Below are 20741 nucleotides of genomic sequence, written 5' to 3'. Positions count from 1 at the left end.
GGAAAGTTCAAGCCCAAAATTGCCGCACCGCAGCAAACACGACGCAACGTGCTTTGCCTTAACTGAATTTCGGCCCCTGAGCGGCACCCTGACCGGCAGAGGGAACCGAAAGGATTCGGGATGCGAAAGACAATGTTCAAGATGACGATGGGGCTTGGGATCATGGTACTTGCGGCACAACAGGTGCAGGCCTAGGGGCAAAACTGCGCACCGCGAGAGGATGTGCTGGAAAGGCTGACCGACACTTATGACGAAACGCGCAGGGGCTTTGGTCTGGCCCAGCAAGGCGCGGTCATGGAGCTTTTCGCCTCAACTCAAAGCGGCAGCTGGACCATCACGGTGACCTTGCCCAACGGGATCACCTGCCTTGTCGCTTCGGGACAAGCTTTTGAGGCTGTAGCCGAAGCGCTGCCCCCGAACGCCTGATCAGGTAAGTGCGTCCCAGATCAGCTTACCGCCGGTGAGGGTCAGCAACACATACGCAATTCCAAAGAACAGGCGTTCGGACAACATGAAATGTGCACGGACGCCCAGCCAGGCACCGAGAACAGCAAACGGTGTTAACAGCATATCGGCCCATGCCGTCTGCCACGTGAACATGCCAAGATAAGCGTAGGGTACAAACTTCGCGATATTAATAACCCAGAAAACCAACACTGTACTGGCTTGAAACTCGGTCTTTGTCAGCCGTTGGGACAAAAGATAAACGGCAGCCGGAGGGCCTCCGGCATGGCTGACAAAGCTGGTGAATCCCGCGACCAGCCCTGCAAACAGGCCAGCGGAAGGCGGCAACCGTCTGGCAAACCCGCGCACCCAGCCTTTTGACTGTGCGATGTGCCAGATCACGAACCCGACCGAGATGCCGCCTATCAGCAGGCGCAGCAGGTCATCATCCGTTGAACGGTAGAGCCATGCCCCCATTGCCACACCGGGTACAGCACCCAGGATCAGCAGGCGCGCATCCCCCCAGTTCCACCGCTTCCAATAAGGGCCCAAAGTGGCCACATCGATCACCATCAGAATCGGCAGCATCAGGGCCAGGGCCTGCCCAGGTGTTAGGATCAAGGCCAGAATCGATGATGACGCAAAGGCCACGCCCGAGCCGAAACCACCCTTCGAGATACCCGCAAAAATCACCGCCGGGATCGCCACTGCAAAAAACATCAGGTTCAATTCAAACATGCACCGGTCCCGGTTTTGGCTTGTCTCAAAGGCCCTTTAGCGCAACCACATAGGGTCTCGCAAACGGTATGCGGTTGTATGCCACGTCGCAGAACTCTTGCCTAATGCCGTTTTAGCGACTAGCACAGCCGCGATTTCAAAACCGACCGGAGATATTCCAAATGGCCAGACCCAAGATTGCGCTAATCGGCGCGGGGAACATCGGCGGCACGCTTGCGCATCTTGCAGCTGTCAAAGAACTGGGTGACGTTGTCCTGTTTGACATCGCTGACGGGTTGCCACAGGGCAAGGCGCTCGACATCGCCGAATCCGGCCCGTCCGAAGGCTTTGACGCCTCGATGAAAGGCACTAGCGATTATGCCGATATCGCCGGCGCGGATGTCTGCATCGTGACCGCAGGCGTAGCCCGCAAACCGGGCATGAGCCGCGATGACCTGCTGGGCATCAACCTGAAAGTCATGAAGTCGGTCGGCGAAGGTATCGCAGCACATGCGCCCGATGCGTTCGTGATCTGCATCACCAACCCGCTGGACGCCATGGTCTGGGCGCTGCGCGAATTTTCGGGCCTGCCGCATAACAAAGTCTGCGGCATGGCTGGCGTGCTGGATTCGGCACGTTTCGCGCATTTCCTGTCGGAAGAGTTCAACGTCTCGATGCGCGATGTCACCGCGTTCGTATTGGGCGGCCATGGCGACACCATGGTGCCGTCGGTTCGTTATTCGACCGTTGCCGGTATCCCGCTGCCTGATCTGGTTGAAATGGGCTGGACCTCGCAAGAAAAGCTGGACGCCATCGTACAGCGCACCCGTGATGGTGGCGCCGAAATCGTAGGCCTGCTGAAAACCGGATCGGCTTATTACGCGCCCGCCACCTCGGCGATCGAAATGGCCGAAGCCTATCTGAAAGACCAAAAGCGTGTTCTGCCTTGTGCGGCGTACTGCAGCGGTGAGTTGGGCGTTAACGGCCTTTATGTCGGGGTGCCGACAGTCATTGGCGCAGGCGGCGTCGAACGCATCGTAAACATCAAGCTGAACGAAGACGAGCAAGCCGGTTTCGACAATTCGGTCAACGCCGTGAAAGGCCTGATCGAGGCGTGCAAAGGCATCGACAGCTCGTTGGCGTAAAACTGCCAGACAATCCGAATTTGAGGCCGGCCCAATTATGGGCCGGTTTTCATTTTCCACCGCGGACCCCGGCCGCATATGTTGGCGCAAACGTCGCAAATCCCTTTTTTCGAATGTGATTTCAAAAAACTGTGCAGGAATATCGAATCAATCGATGGCACTTGAATTTTTGTGATCACACCCTAAAAACCCGTGATCACAAATGTTGAAAATCTTCGACAATTTCCCGTCTCAGGTCAAAAAACCCTTTAAATTTGCCCGCTAGACACGCCTATAACGGTTAAACGCAGTCAGACGGGACAATTTCGATGAACATTCACGAATATCAGGCCAAGGCTCTTCTTCGCAGCTACGGCGCTCCGGTCTCCGATGGTCGCGCCGTGCTGCGCGCCGAGGAAGCCAAAACCGCAGCCGGTGAACTGGATGGGCCGCTTTGGGTCGTCAAGGCGCAGATACACGCGGGCGGCCGCGGCAAAGGATCCTTCAAAGAGGCCGATGCAGGTGAAAAGGGCGGTGTCCGTCTGACGAAGTCGGTCGAAGAAGCGGCCGAAGAAGCCAAGAAGATGCTGGGTCGCACTCTGGTCACTCATCAGACGGGTCCGGCAGGCAAGCAGGTCAATCGCATCTATATCGAAGCCGGTTCCGGCATCGAGCGTGAACTGTACCTGGCCCTGCTGGTGGATCGTCAGACCAGCCGTATCTCGTTTGTCTGCTCGACCGAAGGCGGTATGGACATCGAAGAGGTTGCTGCCGCGACGCCCGAGAAAATCCTGTCCTTCTCGGTTGACCCGGCCACCGGCTACCAACCCTACCACGGCCGCCGCATCGCATTTTCGCTGGGTTTGGAGGGCGCGCAGGTCAAGCAATGTGTCAGGCTTATGGGCAACCTCTACAAGGCTTTCGTCGAGAAAGATATGGAGATGCTGGAGATCAACCCACTGATCGTATCCGACAGTGGCGACCTGAAAGTGCTGGATGCCAAGGTTGGCTTTGACGGCAATGCGGTCTACCGCCACCCGGATATCGCCGAACTGCGCGACACGACCGAGGAAGATCCCAAGGAACTGGAAGCCAGCAAATACGACCTGAACTACATCGCACTGGATGGTGAGATTGGCTGCATGGTGAACGGTGCCGGTCTGGCGATGGCTACGATGGACATCATCAAACTGTATGGTGCCGAACCTGCCAACTTCCTCGACGTGGGTGGCGGTGCAACCAAAGAGAAGGTGACCGAAGCGTTCAAGATCATCACCTCGGACCCGCAGGTCAAAGGCATTCTGGTCAATATCTTCGGCGGCATCATGCGCTGTGACGTCATCGCCGAGGGCGTGGTGGCTGCGGTGAAAGAGGTCGGTCTGCAGGTTCCGCTTGTCGTGCGACTGGAAGGCACCAATGTCGAGAAAGGCAAAGAAATCATCAACAACTCGGGTCTGGACGTGATCGCGGCGGACAACCTGAAAGACGGTGCCGAGAAGATCGTCAAGGCGGTTAAGGGGTAAGCAAGTTGCTGTGGAGTGGGCTACAGGCCGACCCCACGGCAACTACAATCCAACTTTATCCATTTCACGCAGGAAATCGAAAGAAACAATCGATCTGATGTCCATCCCCATCTTCCTCATAGGTCTTGAACGCGCCACCGGGCGGGCGCGTTTGATGGCGCAGGAGCTGCAAAAGGCAGGCCTGTCGGCGACGCGCATCAACGCTGTTGATTGCGACTCCGCCACCCGCGAGGATTTTCTGCGTGAATGCCGGTCCGAGGGACCTTGGGGTTATTTCCATACCAAGGACATGGCCTGCACCCTAAGCCATGCCAAAGCGTGGGAGGCCGTTGTCGCCTCCGGTGCGGAACTGGCCTTGATACTTGAGGATGATGTTTTCCTGTCGCCAGAAATGGCGGAATGGTTGAACGATGCGTCCTGGTGGCCAGAGGATGCCGATATCGTGCGGTTCGAACGCTGGCGCAGTACAAAGTTTTACCTCGCACTTGGGCGCAAGCGTTTACCCCATCTGGGTCGGGAGCTGTGCCTGATGCGCTCGCGCCACCCTGGCGGTGCCGCATATGCGTTGACCCGAAAAGCAGCAGAACATTTTCTGGCGCAAAAGCCTTATGACATCGCGCTGGATGGCCTGTTGTTCAACCCGTCAGCCTCGCCCGCGGCGCGTCGGGTCAATGTCTATCAGGTGATCCCTGCCATGGTCGAGCAAGGCAACGATGCACCGGACGAAATCCAGATGGGTGCCCCCCGCGCACGCCCTACGGGCTGGCCGCTGGTCCGACAAAAAATCAGGCGCGGTATCGCCGAAATCAGCAGCGGCCTGCGCACGATGGCCGATCTGGCCCTTGGTCGCGCCACGCTTCAGAAAATCACCTATGCGCCGCAGGTTCTTCCAGCGGCTGAACCCTATCAATCCCACACCGCCTAGAGAAAGGGACAAAATGGCAGTCCTCATCGATGAAAACACCAAAGTGATCTGTCAGGGCTTTACCGGCTCGCAAGGTACATTCCACAGCGAACAGGCTATTGCCTATGGCACCAAGATGGTCGGCGGCGTGACCCCCGGCAAAGGCGGGATGGAGCATCTGGGCCTACCCGTGTTCAACTCGGTCCACGAGGCCAAGCACGTGACCGAAGCCAACGCATCGGTGATCTACGTACCGCCCCCATTCGCGGCGGATTCGATCCTCGAAGCGATTGATGCCGAGATGGAAGTGATTGTCTGCATCACCGAAGGTATCCCGGTTCTGGACATGATGAAGGTGAAACGCGCGCTGGAAGGCAGCAAGTCTCGCCTGATTGGCCCGAACTGCCCCGGTGTCATCACGCCTGACGCCTGCAAGATCGGCATCATGCCCGGCCATATTCACAAACGCGGCAGCGTGGGTGTCGTTTCCCGCTCGGGTACGCTTACTTATGAAGCCGTGAAACAGACAACGGACGTAGGACTGGGCCAGTCCACCTGTGTGGGCATTGGCGGCGACCCGATCAAAGGGACTGAGCATATCGACGTGCTGGAATGGTTCCTGGCAGATGACGAGACCACGTCGATCATCATGATTGGCGAGATCGGCGGCTCGGCCGAGGAAGAAGCCGCACAGTTCTTGGCGGATGAGGCCAAGAAGGGCCGCAAAAAGCCGGTTGCCGGTTTCATCGCAGGCCGCACAGCCCCTCCGGGCCGCCGCATGGGCCACGCGGGCGCGATTGTCGCCGGCGGCAAGGGTGGAGCAGAAGACAAGATCGAAGCCATGCGCTCGGCCGGTATCGTTGTGGCGGAAAGCCCGGCTCAGCTGGGAGAGGCTGTGTTGGAAGCGATTGGGTAAGATGCCCGCTCGCAGACTCTATGGTGGATTGGTCGCGGCAGCGCTTTGCTTATCAGCAAACGCGCTGGCTGCCGATGAACTCAATTGGCCCGAGTCTGTTTGCAGTGAGACTGAAATTGACAGCCGGGAAATCGTATCCCGGCTGCGTCAAGAGGGCTGGATCGACGCGGATGACGCAACTCAAAGATCGGCTATGTTATCCGAACAATGGATAGGTATTCTTAACACTTATTTCTGGGAAAATGGCCTAGATGGGGCAGAGAAACGTCTCGAGGTCCTCAACTCGTACACTGGCGATATAAAGGAGCTATATTTTGATGCGTATACGAGCCGCCCGGACATTTTAGTCGACCCAAAAGGTGAGGAGATCATAATCGCAGGCACCACTGCAATCAAAGGCGCAGAAGCCAACCGTTTCTATTTTGATTTGTGCTACCACTTGATGAAAAAAAGCCAGATTACATCAGAGTTTATATCGGCAGCGGTTGCAGAAGAAGCTTATGGAACGAAAGTGACACCCGCTTCTCGAGCATACAATGTCAGTTTCAGAAAAGGTGAGCCAAGACGCACCGACGGGTTACTCTACGTAGAATTATTGCCGGATGCCTTTGAGGTCTTTGGTCCTAACGCGCCCGTCTACTGGACCCAAATCAGGCGAACCTCTCAGCAATTAGTCGCGCCAGAGGTCAACGAGTAAACATGACCTTCTCCGACGCCATACGCACCTGCTTCTCCAAGTTCTTCACCTTTTCGGGCCGTGCTTCGCGGCCCGAATACTGGTTCTTTTTTCTGTTCATCGTGATCTGGAACATCATCGCTGGGATCATCGACTGGCAGTTCTTCACGCAGGTCGCGGTGACGGAAACCGAAACCTCGAAATCCGTGTCGGCCACGTCCTCGCAACCGGTGCAGGGCATCGTCAGCCTGATCGTCTTCTTTCCCCATCTGGCAGTTGCTTTCCGGCGGATGCACGATACCGGGCGCAGCGGGCTGTATGCTCTGCTGCCGATTCTGTTGATCCTTGGCGCCGGAGCTGTGCTCGTTTTTGGTATCGGCTTGGCCTCTCATTTCCAGCATGGTGGCAGGCTGGATATTCTGTTCACCCGCGCCACGTTGCTCATCGTTCTTCCGACACTACTGGTACTGGTCGTGTCGCCCCTCCTGGTTCTATGGTGGCTGACACGCCCCAGCCAGCCAGGCACCAATCAATACGGTCCCAACCCAACAGAGGTAGCCCTATGACCGAACATTCGCCCAATTCCGCCTTTCATGCCTCAAGCTTCATGCAGGGGCATAATGCCGAATATCTGGAGCAGCTTTATGCGCAATACACAAAGAACCCCGGTGCGGTGGATGCCGCATGGGGCGCGTTCTTTGATGCCATGGGTGATGATGCCCCCGATGTTCAACGCGAAGCCGAAGGCCCGTCCTGGGCGCGCACCGACTGGCCGCCGATGCCAGCAGACGACCTGACTGGTGCGCTGACTGGTGAATGGGCCGAGATTGACGCTAAAGCGGCGGGCAAGAAGATCAAGGACAAGGCGGCTGAAAAAGGGGCTGAGGTCAGCGACGACCAGATCAAACGCGCCGTGCTGGACAGTTTGCGAGCACTGATGCTGATCCGGGCCTATCGCATCCGGGGCCATCTGGCCGCGGATCTGGACCCGCTGGGCATGCGCGCTGCCAGCACCCATCCTGAGCTGGACCCGAAGACTTACGGTTTCACCGATGCCGACATGGATCGCCCGATCTTTATCGACAACGTGCTGGGATTGCAGGTCGCTTCGATGCGGCAGATCGTTGAGATCGTGAAACGCACATATTGCGGCACCTTTGCGCTGCAATACATGCATATCTCGAACCCGGAAGAGGCCGCGTGGCTGAAGGAGCGGATCGAGGGCTATGGCAAGGAAATCGCGTTCACCAAGGAAGGCCGCAAGGCGATCCTGAACAAGATGGTCGAGGCCGAGGGCTTTGAGAAGTTCCTGCACGTCAAGTACATGGGCACCAAGCGGTTCGGTCTGGACGGTGGCGAGGCGCTAATCCCGGCGATGGAACAGATCATCAAGCGCGGTGGCGCGCTTGGCCTCAGTGACATCGTCATCGGGATGCCGCACCGGGGTCGCCTGAACATTCTGGCCAACGTGATGGGCAAGCCTTATCGCGCGATTTTCAACGAATTCCAGGGCGGTAGCTTCAAGCCAGAGGACGTGGACGGCTCTGGCGATGTGAAATATCACCTCGGCGCCTCCAGCGATCGCGAATTCGATGGCAACAGTGTGCATCTGTCATTGACCGCCAACCCCTCTCACCTTGAGGCGGTAAACCCGGTAGTTCTGGGTAAGGTTCGCGCCAAGCAAGACCAACTGGGCGACACGGACCGTACCAGGGTCATGGCGATATTGCTGCACGGTGACGCGGCCTTTGCCGGTCAGGGTGTTGTGGCCGAGGGCTTTGGCCTGTCCGGCCTGAAAGGGCACAGAACCGGCGGCACCATGCACATCGTGGTCAACAACCAGATCGGGTTCACTACCGCGCCGCATTTCAGCCGCTCGAGCCCCTATCCCACCGATATCGCGCTGATGGTCGAGGCCCCGATCTTCCATGTGAACGGCGACGACCCCGAGGCGGTAGTTCACGCCGCGAAGGTGGCGACCGAGTTCCGCCAGAAGTTCCATAAAGACGTGGTTCTGGACATCTTCTGCTATCGCCGGTTTGGCCATAACGAGGGCGATGAGCCCATGTTCACCAACCCGATCATGTACAAGAAGATCAAAACCCATAAGACAACGCTTTCCTTGTATACCGAGCGGCTGGTCAAGGACGGGCTGATCCCCGAGGGTGAGATCGAAGATATGAAGGCCGCCTTTCAGGCCCATCTGAACGACGAATTCGAGGCCGGGAAAGACTATAAACCCAACAAGGCCGACTGGCTGGATGGGCGCTGGTCGCATCTGGACAGGAACAAGGATGATTATGTCCGGGGTGAAACAGCGATCTCGGCAGAGACACTGGCGGAAATCGGAGCCGCGCTGACCAAGGCTCCTGACGATTTCGCAATGCACAAAACCGTTGAGCGGTTGCTGGAACATAAGAAACAAATGTTCGAGACCGGTGCAGGCTTCGACTGGGCCACGGGCGAGGCACTGGCGTTTGGCTCGTTGCTGACCGAGGGATACCCCGTGCGTCTGGCCGGACAGGATGCAACACGGGGCACGTTCAGCCAGCGTCACTCTGGGTTTGTTCATCAGGAAACCGAAGAACGGTATTACCCGCTTAACAACATCCGTGCCGGGCAATCCCAATACGATGTCATTGATTCGATGCTGTCCGAATACGCGGTGCTGGGTTTCGAATACGGCTATTCGCTTGCAGAACCGAACGCTCTGGTTCTGTGGGAGGCGCAGTTCGGCGACTTTGCCAACGGTGCGCAGATCATGTTCGATCAGTTCATCAGCTCGGGTGAAAGCAAGTGGCTGCGGATGTCCGGTCTGGTCACACTGCTGCCGCATGGCTTTGAAGGGCAAGGCCCAGAACACTCGTCAGCGCGTTTGGAACGGTTCCTGCAAATGTGCGGTCAGGACAACTGGATCGTGGCGAATTGTACGACACCCGCGAACTATTTCCACATCCTGCGCCGTCAGTTGCACCGGACCTTCCGGAAACCACTGATCCTAGTGACGCCGAAGTCGCTGTTGCGTCACAAGCTGGCCGTCAGCACGGCGGATGACTTCACCACAGGCTCCAGCTTCCACCGGGTGCTGTGGGATGACGCGCAAAAAGGCAACTCTGACACCAAGCTGGTGGCCGATGACAAGATCAAGCGCGTCGTCATGTGTTCCGGCAAGGTCTATTTCGACCTGTTGGAGGAACGCGATGCGCGTGGCATCGACGACATCTACCTGATGCGGATCGAACAATTCTATCCGTTCCCGGCACATTCACTGATCAACGAACTCGAACGGTTCAAGAATGCCGAGATGGTCTGGTGTCAGGAAGAGCCCAAGAACCAAGGTGCGTGGACCTTTATTGAACCCAACATTGAATGGGTCCTGTCCCGTATCGATGCAAAACACACGCGCCCGACCTATGCCGGTCGCGCCACATCGGCCTCGCCCGCAACGGGGCTGGCCAGCCAACACAAAGCCCAACAAGAAGCGCTGGTAAACGAAGCGCTGAGCATTGAAGGAAAGTAAGCGATGACGATTGAAGTTCGTGTTCCCACGCTTGGCGAATCGGTCACCGAAGCCACAGTTGCAACCTGGTTCAAAAAGCCCGGTGATGCGGTCGCCATGGATGAGATGCTGTGTGAGCTGGAGACAGACAAGGTCACCGTCGAGGTTCCTTCACCCGCAGCGGGTGTAATGGGTGAAATCGTGGCAGCCGAAGGCGAAACCGTCGGTGTTGATGCCTTGCTGGCAACGATTGCGGCTGGAGAAGGCGCAGCGCCAGCTGCAGCTCCGGCAGCGGCACCTGCCGCATCGGCCGGGTCGGTTGAAGTGATGGTGCCGACACTTGGTGAATCTGTGACAGAAGCAACCGTTTCGACCTGGTTCAAAAAGGTTGGCGACAACGTCGCGCAGGACGAGATGCTGTGCGAATTGGAAACCGATAAAGTCTCGGTTGAAGTTCCCGCACCGACTTCGGGTGTTCTTGCAGAAATCGTTGCTCCAGAAGGTTCGACCGTGGATGCGGCTGCCAAGCTGGCTGTCATCTCCGGAGCAGCCGCTGGTGCAACAGCCGCGCCGGCCCAGGCAGCGGCGGCTGCGCCCGCAGCAACCAGCACAGGAAAAGACATCGCAAACGCGCCGTCAGCCCAGAAGGCAATGGCCGAAGCCGGACTGTCAGCTGATCAGGTCACCGGAACAGGCCGCGACGGTCGCATCATGAAGGAGGACGTGGCCAAAGCCGTTGCAGCAGTTTCGGCCCCGGCACCTGTGGCGGCTGCCCCCACCCCTGTGGCCCAAGCCCCGCGCGCCCCTGTGGCTGCCGAGGACGAGGCACGCGAAGAACGCGTGCGGATGACCCGCCTGCGTCAGACAATCGCCAAGCGTCTGAAAGATGCACAGAACACAGCCGCGATCCTGACCACCTACAACGAGGTGGACATGACCGAGGTCATGGCCCTGCGCAATCAGTACAAGGACCAGTTCGAGAAGAAGCACGGCGTAAGGCTGGGCTTTATGTCCTTCTTCACCAAGGCCTGCTGCCATGCCCTGAAAGAAGTGCCCGAGGTCAATGCCGAGATTGATGGGACCGACATCGTCTACAAGAACTTCGTGCATATGGGCGTCGCCGCCGGTACGCCGCAGGGTCTGGTCGTGCCTGTCATCCGCGATGCGGACAGCATGTCCTTTGCCGCGATCGAAAAAGCCATCGCCGAAAAGGGCAAGCGCGCCCGTGACGGCAAGCTGAGCATGGCTGAGATGCAAGGTGGCACCTTCACCATCTCGAATGGTGGTGTCTATGGCTCACTGATGTCCTCGCCGATCCTGAACCCCCCGCAGTCGGGTATTCTGGGCATGCACAAGATCCAGGACCGTCCGATGGTCATCAATGGTGAGATCAAGATCCGCCCGATGATGTATCTGGCCCTGTCCTATGACCACCGGATCGTCGATGGCAAAGGTGCCGTGACCTTCCTCGTCCGTGTGAAAGAGGCGCTGGAAGACCCGCGCCGCCTGCTGATGGACCTGTAAGCATGGCAACGCATGTCCTCTGGCAGGCCGATGTAGCCGATTTCAACGCCTGGCTGAAAGTGTTCCGCGAGGACAAACCGATGCGCAAGGCCGCGGGTATCCGCGACCTGCACGTCTGGCGCGACCCCGACCAAAAGGACCACGCTATCGCGATGTTCGAGGTTACAAACCTGGACAAGGCCAAAGCCTTCTTTGGTTCCGAAGAATTGGCAATGCATCACGAGCGGGGCGGAATTGCCCATATCTCGATCAAGCTGCTGGAACCTGTTTGACAAAGACTATTTCCAACCCGCGAAATCGGGTCGGGGAAGCGCCGGATCGTCCGGTCGATTTAGGAGAATGTAATGGCAAATTATGACGTCATCGTAATCGGCGCCGGACCCGGCGGCTATGTCTGCGCGATCCGCTGCGCTCAACTGGGTTTGAAAACCGCCGTGGTCGAAGGGCGCGAAACACTGGGTGGCACTTGCCTGAACGTGGGCTGCATTCCCTCTAAGGCGCTGCTAAATGCCAGCCATCAGCTGCACGAGGCCGAGCATAACTTTGCCAAGATGGGCCTCAAGGGCAAAGCGCCTTCGGTCGATTGGAAGCAGATGCAGGCCTACAAGGACGAGGTCATCGACGGCAACACCAAGGGCATCGAATTCCTGTTCAAAAAGAACAAGATCGACTGGCTGAAAGGTTGGGGATCAATCCCTGCCGCAGGTCAGGTAAAAGTGGGTGATGAAGTCCACGTGACCAAGAACATTATCATCGCATCCGGGTCGGAACCATCTTCCCTGCCCGGTGTTGAAGTTGATGAGAAAGTTGTCGTGACCTCGACCGGTGCTTTGTCACTGAACAAGATCCCGAAGAAAATGGTTGTGATCGGCGCGGGTGTGATCGGTCTGGAGCTGGGATCGGTTTACAGCCGCCTGGGCGCTGAAGTTACCGTGATCGAGTTCCTCAAGGAGATCACGCCGGGCATGGACCCAGAGGTGCAAAAAACCTTCCAGCGCATTCTCAAGAAACAGGGCCTGACATTTGTCATGGGCGCGGCGGTGCAGAAAACCGAAGCGACCAAGACCAAGGCCAAAGTTACTTACAAGCTGCTCAAAGACGACAGTGAACATGTGATCGACGCCGATACCGTGCTGGTGGCCACCGGGCGGAAACCCTATTCGGATGGTCTGGGATTGGACGCTTTGGGCGTCGAGATGACCCCGCGCGGCCAGATCAAGGTGGGCAAGGACTGGCAGACCAACGTACCGGGCATCTACGCCATCGGCGACGTGACCGAAGGCCCGATGCTGGCACACAAGGCCGAAGACGAAGGCATGGCCGCCGCCGAGCAGGTTGCAGGAAAGCACGGTCATGTGAATTATGGCGTGATTCCGGGCGTGATCTACACTTGGCCCGAAGTTGCCAATGTCGGTGAAACCGAAGCGACGCTCAAAGAACAGGGTCGTACCTATAAGGTCGGCAAGTTCATGTTCATGGGAAATGGGCGCGCCAAGGCGAATTTTGCGGCAGACGGGTTCGTCAAGATTCTGGCCGACAAGGAAACCGATCGCATTCTGGGTGCCCATATCATCGGCCCCGGCGCGGGTGATCTGATCCATGAGGTCTGTGTGGCAATGGAATTCGGTGCTTCTGCCGAGGATCTGGCGCTCACCTGCCACGCACATCCGACCTATTCCGAAGCGGTGCGCGAGGCTGCCCTGGCTTGCGGCGACGGCCCGATCCACAGCTAACATCCCGGACCCCGGTGGCGATCAGCCTGCCGGGGTCAACCACGCATCCAGATATGTTTCCAGCCTGTCTGTGAACGTTGTTGCTGAGTGCAACGCACAATACTGTAAGGACATGGCCTGAATGGCAAAGGCCTGCACGCCTTCTGCCAACAGCTCAGATGGTACATCCTTGCGCACCTCTGCGGTTTCAAGCCACATCATCACGACCCGAAAATATCGTTCAAAACAATAGGCAATCGGCCCGATATCTGCGATGGCCGTTGCCCCCGAGTATCTGATCAACAGATCGAACACGTACCGTTCGGATGTCATGAATTCGTGGACCGGTTCCAACGATGCGATGATCTCTGGTACCGTTTTGGGTGGAGTTTCGGATTGGGCCTGATCCAGACAGGCATTCAGCTTGTCCGCGACCAGGATTTCCATCAGTGCGTCCTTGTCGCGGAAATGCGCGAAGAAGGTCCCCTTGGCAACACCCGCGGCCTTTACAACTTCTTCTACCCGCAATGCTTCATATCCGCCATGTCGGATAACCTCTTCCGCAGCTGAGAGAAGCTTGGCGCGGGTCTTGATCGTACGTTTCTGGATCGTTTTTTGCATACCGCTCAGTCGCACATTTTTTGACCGTGGTCAAATTTAATGTTGACCGTGGTCATTTTTTGATTCTATAAACTGACCGTGGTCATTTTTAGGAGAACCCCGATGCACCCCAAGAAAATCCTCATCCTCGATGGACACCCGGCAGAAAGCAGCTTGTCACGCACATTCGCAGAAACCTATGGCGAGGCAGCCCGCAAAAACGGACATGATGTCCGAATGGTCCATCTGAGCGACCTGCAGTTCGATTTTGACTTCGGTCAGGGCAACTATCACGACTTCAAGCCGCTTGAACCGGTTCTGGAACACGTGTTGCAGGACTTCGAATGGAGCGACCATCTGGTCCTGACCACACCTATGTGGTGGGGCGGGCTGCCTGCAAAACTCAAAGGATTGATTGATCGGATGTTCATACCTGGACGGACATTCGACACCCGCAACACGACGATGGCCGGCCTGCCAGCCCCGATGCTGACCGGGCGCACCGCGCGCGTTATCCTGACCTCAGATACGCCCGGCTGGTTCATGCGTCTGATGTACAGGCAAGCGCTTATTCGGCAGGTTCGCGGCCAGATCCTCGGGTTTGTTGGCTTCAAACCAACGCGGTTTACGTACTTTTCAGGCGCAAGCTATCCCAAACCGGGCAGCGTTGATCGCTGGATCAAAAAGGTGTCCAGAATCGGAGCCGCCGCAGCTTGACTGAACAGCCGTCCGTTACCTACCACATTGTTTTGGCGGCGCGTGCAGCCCAGTCTTTGTCATATTGCGCGCCGCCCTCTTCACCTTCTGACGCCTCGGACAGAAGCTGCCCAATCGTCGGAAGGTCCTTGCTTTCGTCGCCACAAGTCCAAGTTCGGGCGCGTATCAGTGCACGCGCGCACTGGCTGTAAATTTCATCAATCTGCACAACGATAACCGTCGCCGGAACCTTGCCAGCCTTTTCGAACTGGTTGCGCAATGCCGCGTCTGCAGTCAATCGGGCCGTTCCGTTCACCCGAACGACATTGTCAGAGCCCGGCACAAAGAACATCAGCGAAACGCGCGGGTCCCGAACGATGTTACGCAAGCTGTCCAGGCGGTTGTTTCCCCGCCAGTCAGGCAGGGCCAATGTTTTTTGGTTCAATTCGCGCACAACAGCACCATCGTCCCCGCGTGGGCTTCCGTCTACCCCCTCGGGACCAACTGTACTGAGAATGCAAAGACGCGAGGCTTCAATCCACTTGCGATAGAGCGGAGTTAAGTGTCGAACGACCTTTCGTAACGAAGCAGCACCTGGCGTTCCGTACAACGCCTCGAGATCTTCTACTTTTTCAATGAATTCCATCAGGATCAAACCCCACTTCGCGCATCAATTCGTTCGAGCGTGTTTCTATGACTTCCTCCAACCGAGCGAGGAACTCATCGCGGGCAACACCTGGTTTGATCGGCTCCAGAAAATCTACAATGGCAAGGCCGGGTTTACGCAAAACGCCTGTGCGGGGCCAGAACACGCCAGCATTCGTCGCAACCGGAACGCACGGAAAACCAAGGCCTTCATACAGAATCGCCGTACCAACCTTGTAGGGTTTCTTTGCGCCCGGCGCCACACGCGTGCCCTGCGGATAGATTACCAGCTGTCCAGGTTCAGAAAACTCTTTTGAGACGTCCTTGACCATTTTTGCCACAGCCGCACCGCGCTTGCCTCGATTGACCGGGATACAGCCAAGGCGTCGCGCATACATGCCAATAACGGGTGTGAACAACAGCTCGCGCTTCATGATAAACTTGCCGTGCGGAATGGCGTCGAAAATCATGATGATATCAAGGAACGACTGATGTTTGGCCCCGATGACCACTTCATTCGTCGGGGCATTGCCCCGCACCTCGCAGTGAATACCAACCATCCACCGGGCCAGCCACATGGTGCTTTTGGCGTAGGTTTTACACGCTTTCAGCGCACCGTTTCTGGAAAACAGCGCATAAGGCAGAAACGCGATGCCAAGGATCAGCATCCAGGCATAGATCACAATCATGAAGATGAGGGAACGAACCCACTGAATTGCCATCAACATCAGGAAAGCTCCTTCAACTTGCGTCGGGCTGCGGCCCATGTGGCAACAAAGGCAACGGCTGCCCCAAGGACGGGGATAAGAACCGGCAACACCCAGTCTTTACCCTGAAATCCAACTCCGGTCAGAAATCCACCCGCATCCGAAGCCTCGGGCAAAAGCAAGACACCTGTCATTCCCAGCAGGGTCCCAACCGAGGCGCCGAAAAACGCGCGATAGGTAAACCGCCGTACAAAAGCACCTGCGATGAAACCATCCTGCGCGCCAACCAATCGCAGAACTTCGATAATCTGCGCATTGGCCGCAAGTGAGGCGTTGGCTGCAAGGGTAATCATCGCAGCGGTCGCACCGCCAATCAGCAGGATTGATATCCACCCCAGACGACGCAGGGACATCGCAGCATCGACCAGCGGTTCGCGCCATCGCGTATGATCATCCAGAACCGCGCCGGGTACCTCGGCCCCCAATCGCAATCGCAGCCCGAGCGCATCCAGACCGGGTTCGCCCTCGATGATCTCGATCAGCTGTGGGATTGGCAAAGTATCCAACGGCAGGTCCGGCCCGAACCAAGGTGACAGCAACGCGGCTTGTTCATCTGCGCTAAGCGCACGGGCAGACGCGACACCGGGTGTCTGGCTGAGGACGGTCAATGCCGCTTCTGTTTGGGCAGCAAGCTGCTCGGCCGGTGCATTGATGCGTAAGGTTGCGGCGCCTGCCAGTTCCGAAGCCCACCGATCCGCGATGCGGCCAGAGGCGAGGGACAAAGCCAAAGCGAAAACAGCAAGAAATGCCATGGCACCAGCGACAAACAGGGTCAGGTGGGCAGTGTAGCCGGTTGGCGGAACAACGCGGTCAGCACGGGTATCGCCGCGCAGCAGGTTTCGGATATCAGCCCCAGTCACAGGTCTGCCCCCGCCAGATGCAGCTTTCGCTGCGAAATCCGCAAAACACGCGCCTGAACATGGCTTTTTGCAGCTCGGATCAGGCTCAGGTCATGGGTGGCAATCAGAACGGTCTTTCCCATGCGGTTCAGTTCAACCAGAAGGTGCAACAAACGTTGCGACATCTCCCAATCGATATTGCCCGTGGGTTCATCCGCCAATATGACATCGGGCGACAGGATGACGGCACGCGCCAGAGCTGCTCGTTGACGTTCACCGCCGGATAATTCCGGTGGCCGTGCTTCGAGACGTGCACCAAGCCCCACCCAGCTAAGCAGTTCGGTCAGATTGTCTTGCCCGGACGATTCCCCGCGCCCGGACACCATCAGTGGCAAGGCGACATTTTCAGCAAGCGTCATATGGTCAAGAAACTGGCAATCCTGATGCACAACGCCGACACGGCGGCGCAGCACGGCCAGCTGATCCCGATCAAGGGTCGAGACGTCCTGATCAAACACGCTAAGACGCCCTGAGGTCGGCAACAGCGCCCCGTAACACAACTTGAGCAATGTCGTCTTGCCCGCCCCCGACGGCCCGGTCAGAAAATGGAACGACCCTGGCTGTAATTGAACCGAGACATCGCTCAGCAACTCGCCGCCACCGTAGGTATAGCTGACATTTTCCAGCTCGATCACACGTGCCCCCAATATTTTGCCGCTCTTCTTGCCCGAGCAGGGCGACGGTTTCAATGGCTCTACCGAGTCCAATTGGTGACACTTGACCTATGAAACCGAAAACGCCCTTTGCTGTTGGGTCTTAACGGAATATCATCCCTGAAAAAACTATTATCGGCCCTTCACCCGGTCGAGGAGGCAGTATGCGTCTTACATGTCCGAATTGCACTGCGCAGTACGAAGTTCCTGACGAGGTCATCCCCGAGGAAGGCCGCGACGTGCAGTGTTCGAACTGCGATCAAACCTGGTTTCAGGCCAAGCATCCATCCGAGCCGACGGTTGAACCGAACGCGCCCGAGGACAAGCCTGTTGTGGCAGATACACCTGACACCGAGGTCGAGGCCCAGAAGGACGCCGAGCCCGCAGAAAAAACAGCGCCAGAGGTTGAAAAACCTGCTGCATCCACAGGAAATGTTGCCCCATCAGTCGCCAGTATCCTGAAAGAAGAAGCCGCACGAGAAGCAGAGTTGCGCGCGCAGGAAGGCGGCGGCCTGGAAAGCCAGCCCGATCTGGGCCTAGAAGCCCCACCAGAGCCAAAGGTCAGGCCCAAACGCCCTGCAACTTCGGAAACCGCCGTTGATGCCGGGCAAAAGGATGCACTGCCGGATGTCGATGCCATCAACTCGAGCATGCGGTCCGACCCCGCAGAAGATGTGGCGCAGGCGCCCCGCAAGTCCGGCGGGTTCTTGCGCGGTTTTGCGCTGATGCTGATCATCGGCGTGGTTCTGTACCTGATCTACGGGAATGCCCGCCAAATCAGCGAGGCTGTACCGCAGGCCGATCCGCTGCTCAGCTCATATGTGTCGCTGGTGGATCAGGCGCGAATCTGGCTCGAAACTCAGGCAGGATCTGGAGCGCAGAACTGAGAGCTAGAACCGCTCCAGCAACCGCTTGAGGTATTCCAACTCGATCTGGGGACGGTCTGTTTCACCGGTCCGGCGACGGATTTCATCCAGCAACTCGCGGGCCCGGCGATAGACATCTTCGCCTTGCAACAGGTTCTCGTCGGTTGAAATCGAACCCGCAGCACCCGGGTTTCGGCCCAGCGGATCGCGGTTGTTGGCCTGCATGTCGCCGTCTTGTGTTCCCTGCCCCGGTTGGTTCTGCTGTTCCTGCGCCATAGCTTCACCCAGCGACCGCATCCCTTCGCGCAACGCTTCCATCGCTTCGGACTGACGGTCGATAGCTTCGGCGAGATCATCGCCACGCAGGGCCTGCTCGGCCTCGTCCATGGCACGCCCGGCCCGATCCAGCGCTTCGCGGGCGGCGTCACCTTCGGGTGTGCCTACACCGGGCAGTCCTTGTTGCTGGCGACCCAGCTCGTCTCTCAACGCTTGCTGTCGGTCGGCGAGCGAACCTTGCCCCTGCTCACCGTCTCCCGCCTGATCCGAACCTTCACCCTGTCCGCCCTGCCCTTCGTGGCTTTGCCCCCGACCTTGACCACCGTTGCGGCCTTCGTTCCCTTGGCTTTCACCTGATTGCGCGCCGGGGTTGAACTGTTCCTGCAAATCACGAAAGGCCTGATCGCTAAGACCCTGCTGTTCGCGCAGGGTTTCGGCGAGACCTTCCATGGCCTGCTGGCCTTCAGATTGCTGCCCTTGGCCCTGACCCTGAGTTACACGCATGTTCTCCATCATCTGCTGGAATTCTTCCAGCGCCTGCTGAGCTTCGGCCATGCGACCTTGTTCCATCAGTTCCTGAATACGGTCCATCATGCGTTGCAGGTCATCCTGCGTCATTTGCAAAGATTCACCATTCTGGCCGGGCTGACGCTCGCCGTCTTCACCATTTTGCTGTGCCAGCCGTTGTAATTGCTGCAGGTAATCCTGCGTCGCCTCGCGCAATTCCTGCATCAACTCCGCTATTTCTTCATCGCTGGCCCCGTTCTTCATCGCTTCGGTCAGACGTTCCTGCGCGCGGCGCATTCGTTCCAATGCATCCGCCAGCGTCCCGTCCTCGATCAGTACGGCAAGGTCCCACAAGGCCTGTGCAATCTCTTCTTGTTGTTTGGGTTTCAACCCGTATCGATGAAAAGTTTCCAATCGCCGCAGAACAACCCGCAGACGCAGATAGGCTGTGTCAGAACGAAACAGTTCCTCAGGGCGGTGCGACACAGCCCTCAGGACTTGCGAGACACGAGGCGCATTGGATCGCGACCAAAGAAGATCGCGCCTTTGCTCAATCACGGCTGCCGCGAGGGGATCAAAGAAGCGCCGTGCTGGCAATGCCGTCGCATAGGGATCCGAAGACGTTTGCTGATCCGCTGCATCCGTTGCCATCAAGGTAACCCTGACCGGCAGATGCGCCCACGGATGTTGCGAGAAATCCTCGATCAGGTCTTCGGTGAAATCTGCGCGGTCGCCGGTGATCGGCATTGGCAATTCGATTTCGATCACCTCGCGCGGCTCTGGCTCGACCGCCAGTCCGTACCGACGGTCAATCGCCGCCTGATCCAACTCGATCCGGGCCAAGCCCGAAACCACGCCGTAATCATCGCTGGCGGAAAATGGCAGCTTCATCTGCCCGCCCGCTTCAGACTCGGCGGTTCCGGAAACCGCGATCTTCGGAGCCGCGTCATCAATGACCAGCACCGACCAGTCCTGCCCCGCCGGTCCATCTATGCGCAACTGACCCGAGCGTTCGGCGACAAACTCCAGTTCCGGGTCTGTTGCCGCCTCGGTTCCGCTGGCAGAACTGCTCTCGGTCAGACTATGTGCGCCGACCTCACCGTACAGTCTCAAGGTGATGCGACTGCCCTTGGGAACAGAAAGCGCCGCCCCCGTTTGGTCGGCAAGATATAAGGTCGGCAAACCTGTGTATCTGGGGGGTTCCACCCATCCTTCCCAAGTTGGACCCTGTCCAGCCACGGCCGTGCCCGGGGTCATGTCCGCCACTGAACCCACACGCCACAACGATCCAAAGATCAGCGCCACAACAAATGCCAGCAGAGCGGCATAGCGCAACGCATACGGGTCGCGCGACGCAAGCCGAAGATCTGGTTTCACAGCCTCAGCAGTGGCCGCACGCTGTGCCATGCGGGCTTTGTGCGCCTGCCACAAGGCAACCGAGTCCCCATCGTTGGCACCGATTGCCTGATCATCGAGCAAAGCCTGAATCGGTCGACCGGGCAGAGCCTCATCCAGCCGCGCCAGCGCATCAGCGCGGGACGGCAGTTTGAATTTCGTGACACCCCGGACAGATGCTGCACCAAAAGATATCAACGACAGCGCACCAGCACCCCAGACAATTTCAACGGGCAGATGATCCTGCAACCCCAGCATCAGAGCGGCGAGCAAAGCCAGAACAATCGAGAACGCAGGCCAGAACGCGCGCAGCACCTGTTCAGCCACCATACCGAGATGGGTTAGCCACAGGGACAGGCGCGGAATGGGCAGGTTCGTTCTGTTGGTCAAGACGGGCC

20 protein-coding genes are annotated in these 20741 nt (G+C 57.8%); 13 read left to right on the top strand and 7 right to left on the bottom strand.

The genetic code is table 11. From position 1 onward, the window contains the following. Positions 1-222 precede the first annotated feature (222 nt). Complete coding sequence (locus ACR0ID_RS07980) at positions 223-426, top strand: hypothetical protein (RefSeq protein ID WP_480604742.1); 204 nt, start codon at positions 223-225, stop codon at positions 424-426. Here ACR0ID_RS07980 and ACR0ID_RS07975 read toward each other — a convergent pair whose 3' ends face one another. Next, a complete protein-coding gene (locus ACR0ID_RS07975) occupies positions 427-1182 on the bottom strand; it encodes a sulfite exporter TauE/SafE family protein (protein WP_480475086.1) in 756 nt (251 codons plus the stop codon). It lies immediately after the preceding gene. A 161-nt stretch (positions 1183-1343) separates the two neighbouring features. Here ACR0ID_RS07975 and mdh point away from each other — a divergent pair, with 161 nt between their 5' ends. The 10 genes from mdh (at position 1344) to lpdA (ending at position 13060) form a co-directional block, all read left to right on the top strand. Beyond that, positions 1344-2306: a malate dehydrogenase gene (mdh, locus tag ACR0ID_RS07970; protein ID WP_267363196.1), complete on the top strand. Its 963-nt coding sequence runs from the start codon at positions 1344-1346 to the stop codon at positions 2304-2306. A gap of 308 nt (positions 2307-2614) precedes the next feature. Next, a complete protein-coding gene (gene sucC / locus ACR0ID_RS07965; protein WP_480604740.1) occupies positions 2615-3808 on the top strand; it encodes an ADP-forming succinate--CoA ligase subunit beta in 1194 nt (397 codons plus the stop codon). A gap of 97 nt (positions 3809-3905) precedes the next feature. Next, a complete protein-coding gene (locus ACR0ID_RS07960) occupies positions 3906-4733 on the top strand; it encodes a glycosyltransferase family 25 protein (protein ID WP_480604739.1) in 828 nt (275 codons plus the stop codon). A gap of 13 nt (positions 4734-4746) precedes the next feature. Continuing rightward, a complete protein-coding gene (gene sucD / locus ACR0ID_RS07955; RefSeq protein ID WP_209506539.1) occupies positions 4747-5628 on the top strand; it encodes a succinate--CoA ligase subunit alpha in 882 nt (293 codons plus the stop codon). Position 5629: 1 nt separating this feature from the next. Continuing rightward, positions 5630-6325: a hypothetical protein gene (locus ACR0ID_RS07950; protein WP_480604737.1), complete on the top strand. Its 696-nt coding sequence runs from the start codon at positions 5630-5632 to the stop codon at positions 6323-6325. 2 nt (positions 6326-6327) lie between these two features. Next, positions 6328-6870, top strand: a complete 543-nt coding sequence (locus tag ACR0ID_RS07945; protein WP_480475080.1) for a DUF805 domain-containing protein — start codon at positions 6328-6330, stop codon at positions 6868-6870. Continuing rightward, a complete protein-coding gene (locus ACR0ID_RS07940; protein ID WP_480475078.1) occupies positions 6867-9824 on the top strand; it encodes a 2-oxoglutarate dehydrogenase E1 component in 2958 nt (985 codons plus the stop codon). Before ACR0ID_RS07945 ends, ACR0ID_RS07940 begins: the two co-directional genes overlap by 4 nt. Positions 9825-9827: 3 nt before the next feature. Further along, complete coding sequence (gene odhB, locus ACR0ID_RS07935) at positions 9828-11327, top strand: 2-oxoglutarate dehydrogenase complex dihydrolipoyllysine-residue succinyltransferase (protein WP_480604735.1); 1500 nt, start codon at positions 9828-9830, stop codon at positions 11325-11327. Positions 11328-11329: 2 nt separating this feature from the next. After that, complete coding sequence (locus tag ACR0ID_RS07930) at positions 11330-11599, top strand: hypothetical protein (RefSeq protein ID WP_480483134.1); 270 nt, start codon at positions 11330-11332, stop codon at positions 11597-11599. A gap of 72 nt (positions 11600-11671) precedes the next feature. After that, entirely contained in the window at positions 11672-13060 is a 1389-nt protein-coding gene (lpdA, locus tag ACR0ID_RS07925) for a dihydrolipoyl dehydrogenase (protein ID WP_480604733.1), read from the top strand. Positions 13061-13081: 21 nt separating this feature from the next. Here the strand turns inward: lpdA and ACR0ID_RS07920 are convergent, their stop codons facing one another. Next, positions 13082-13660 carry a TetR/AcrR family transcriptional regulator gene (locus tag ACR0ID_RS07920; RefSeq protein ID WP_480604731.1) on the bottom strand — a complete coding sequence of 193 codons (579 nt, stop codon included), beginning with the start codon at positions 13658-13660 and terminating at the stop codon, positions 13082-13084. A 102-nt stretch (positions 13661-13762) separates the two neighbouring features. Here ACR0ID_RS07920 and ACR0ID_RS07915 point away from each other — a divergent pair, with 102 nt between their 5' ends. Further along, positions 13763-14356: an NAD(P)H-dependent oxidoreductase gene (locus ACR0ID_RS07915; RefSeq protein WP_480475068.1), complete on the top strand. Its 594-nt coding sequence runs from the start codon at positions 13763-13765 to the stop codon at positions 14354-14356. Positions 14357-14375: 19 nt separating this feature from the next. Here the strand turns inward: ACR0ID_RS07915 and ACR0ID_RS07910 are convergent, their stop codons facing one another. From ACR0ID_RS07910 to ACR0ID_RS07895, 4 genes are read right to left on the bottom strand one after another with little or no spacing between them, the layout of a single operon-like run. Next, a complete protein-coding gene (locus tag ACR0ID_RS07910; RefSeq protein ID WP_480604729.1) occupies positions 14376-14981 on the bottom strand; it encodes a pyridoxamine 5'-phosphate oxidase family protein in 606 nt (201 codons plus the stop codon). Continuing rightward, positions 14968-15708, bottom strand: a complete 741-nt coding sequence (locus ACR0ID_RS07905) for a lysophospholipid acyltransferase family protein (protein ID WP_480518431.1) — start codon at positions 15706-15708, stop codon at positions 14968-14970. The genes ACR0ID_RS07910 and ACR0ID_RS07905 overlap by 14 nt, the downstream gene beginning before the upstream one ends. After that, positions 15708-16607: a cell division protein FtsX gene (locus tag ACR0ID_RS07900; protein WP_480518429.1), complete on the bottom strand. Its 900-nt coding sequence runs from the start codon at positions 16605-16607 to the stop codon at positions 15708-15710. Before ACR0ID_RS07900 ends, ACR0ID_RS07905 begins: the two co-directional genes overlap by 1 nt. Then, entirely contained in the window at positions 16604-17281 is a 678-nt protein-coding gene (locus ACR0ID_RS07895) for a cell division ATP-binding protein FtsE (RefSeq protein WP_480476894.1), read from the bottom strand. Before ACR0ID_RS07895 ends, ACR0ID_RS07900 begins: the two co-directional genes overlap by 4 nt. A 182-nt stretch (positions 17282-17463) precedes the next feature. Here ACR0ID_RS07895 and ACR0ID_RS07890 point away from each other — a divergent pair, with 182 nt between their 5' ends. Continuing rightward, positions 17464-18186, top strand: coding sequence for a zinc-ribbon domain-containing protein (locus tag ACR0ID_RS07890; protein WP_480475061.1), 723 nt, complete (start codon positions 17464-17466; stop codon positions 18184-18186). A 3-nt stretch (positions 18187-18189) separates the two neighbouring features. Here the strand turns inward: ACR0ID_RS07890 and ACR0ID_RS07885 are convergent, their stop codons facing one another. After that, on the bottom strand, positions 18190-20673 hold the full coding sequence (locus ACR0ID_RS07885) for a TIGR02302 family protein (protein WP_480604884.1): 2484 nt from the start codon (positions 20671-20673) through the stop codon (positions 18190-18192). Positions 20674-20741 lie beyond the last annotated feature (68 nt).

It is taken from the genome of Ruegeria sp. AL2, assembly GCF_056540845.1.
The sequence above is the reverse complement of the archived record's forward strand: the minus strand, read 5'-3'. Positions and strand labels throughout refer to the sequence as shown.

Coding starts and splice junctions, on each gene's coding strand:
- lpdA (WP_480604733.1), top strand. CDS start 11,672: ATGGCAAATTATGACGTCATCGTAATCGGCGCCGGACCCGGCGGCTAT.
- ACR0ID_RS07930 (WP_480483134.1), top strand. CDS start 11,330: ATGGCAACGCATGTCCTCTGGCAGGCCGATGTAGCCGATTTCAACGCC.
- ACR0ID_RS07940 (WP_480475078.1), top strand. CDS start 6,867: ATGACCGAACATTCGCCCAATTCCGCCTTTCATGCCTCAAGCTTCATG.
- ACR0ID_RS07960 (WP_480604739.1), top strand. CDS start 3,906: ATGTCCATCCCCATCTTCCTCATAGGTCTTGAACGCGCCACCGGGCGG.
- sucD (WP_209506539.1), top strand. CDS start 4,747: ATGGCAGTCCTCATCGATGAAAACACCAAAGTGATCTGTCAGGGCTTT.
- ACR0ID_RS07950 (WP_480604737.1), top strand. CDS start 5,630: ATGCCCGCTCGCAGACTCTATGGTGGATTGGTCGCGGCAGCGCTTTGC.
- ACR0ID_RS07905 (WP_480518431.1), bottom strand. CDS start 15,708: ATGTTGATGGCAATTCAGTGGGTTCGTTCCCTCATCTTCATGATTGTG.
- ACR0ID_RS07910 (WP_480604729.1), bottom strand. CDS start 14,981: ATGGAATTCATTGAAAAAGTAGAAGATCTCGAGGCGTTGTACGGAACG.
- mdh (WP_267363196.1), top strand. CDS start 1,344: ATGGCCAGACCCAAGATTGCGCTAATCGGCGCGGGGAACATCGGCGGC.
- ACR0ID_RS07975 (WP_480475086.1), bottom strand. CDS start 1,182: ATGTTTGAATTGAACCTGATGTTTTTTGCAGTGGCGATCCCGGCGGTG.
- ACR0ID_RS07915 (WP_480475068.1), top strand. CDS start 13,763: ATGCACCCCAAGAAAATCCTCATCCTCGATGGACACCCGGCAGAAAGC.
- odhB (WP_480604735.1), top strand. CDS start 9,828: ATGACGATTGAAGTTCGTGTTCCCACGCTTGGCGAATCGGTCACCGAA.
- ACR0ID_RS07885 (WP_480604884.1), bottom strand. CDS start 20,673: ATGGTGGCTGAACAGGTGCTGCGCGCGTTCTGGCCTGCGTTCTCGATT.
- ACR0ID_RS07945 (WP_480475080.1), top strand. CDS start 6,328: ATGACCTTCTCCGACGCCATACGCACCTGCTTCTCCAAGTTCTTCACC.
- ACR0ID_RS07920 (WP_480604731.1), bottom strand. CDS start 13,660: ATGCAAAAAACGATCCAGAAACGTACGATCAAGACCCGCGCCAAGCTT.
- ACR0ID_RS07890 (WP_480475061.1), top strand. CDS start 17,464: ATGCGTCTTACATGTCCGAATTGCACTGCGCAGTACGAAGTTCCTGAC.
- sucC (WP_480604740.1), top strand. CDS start 2,615: ATGAACATTCACGAATATCAGGCCAAGGCTCTTCTTCGCAGCTACGGC.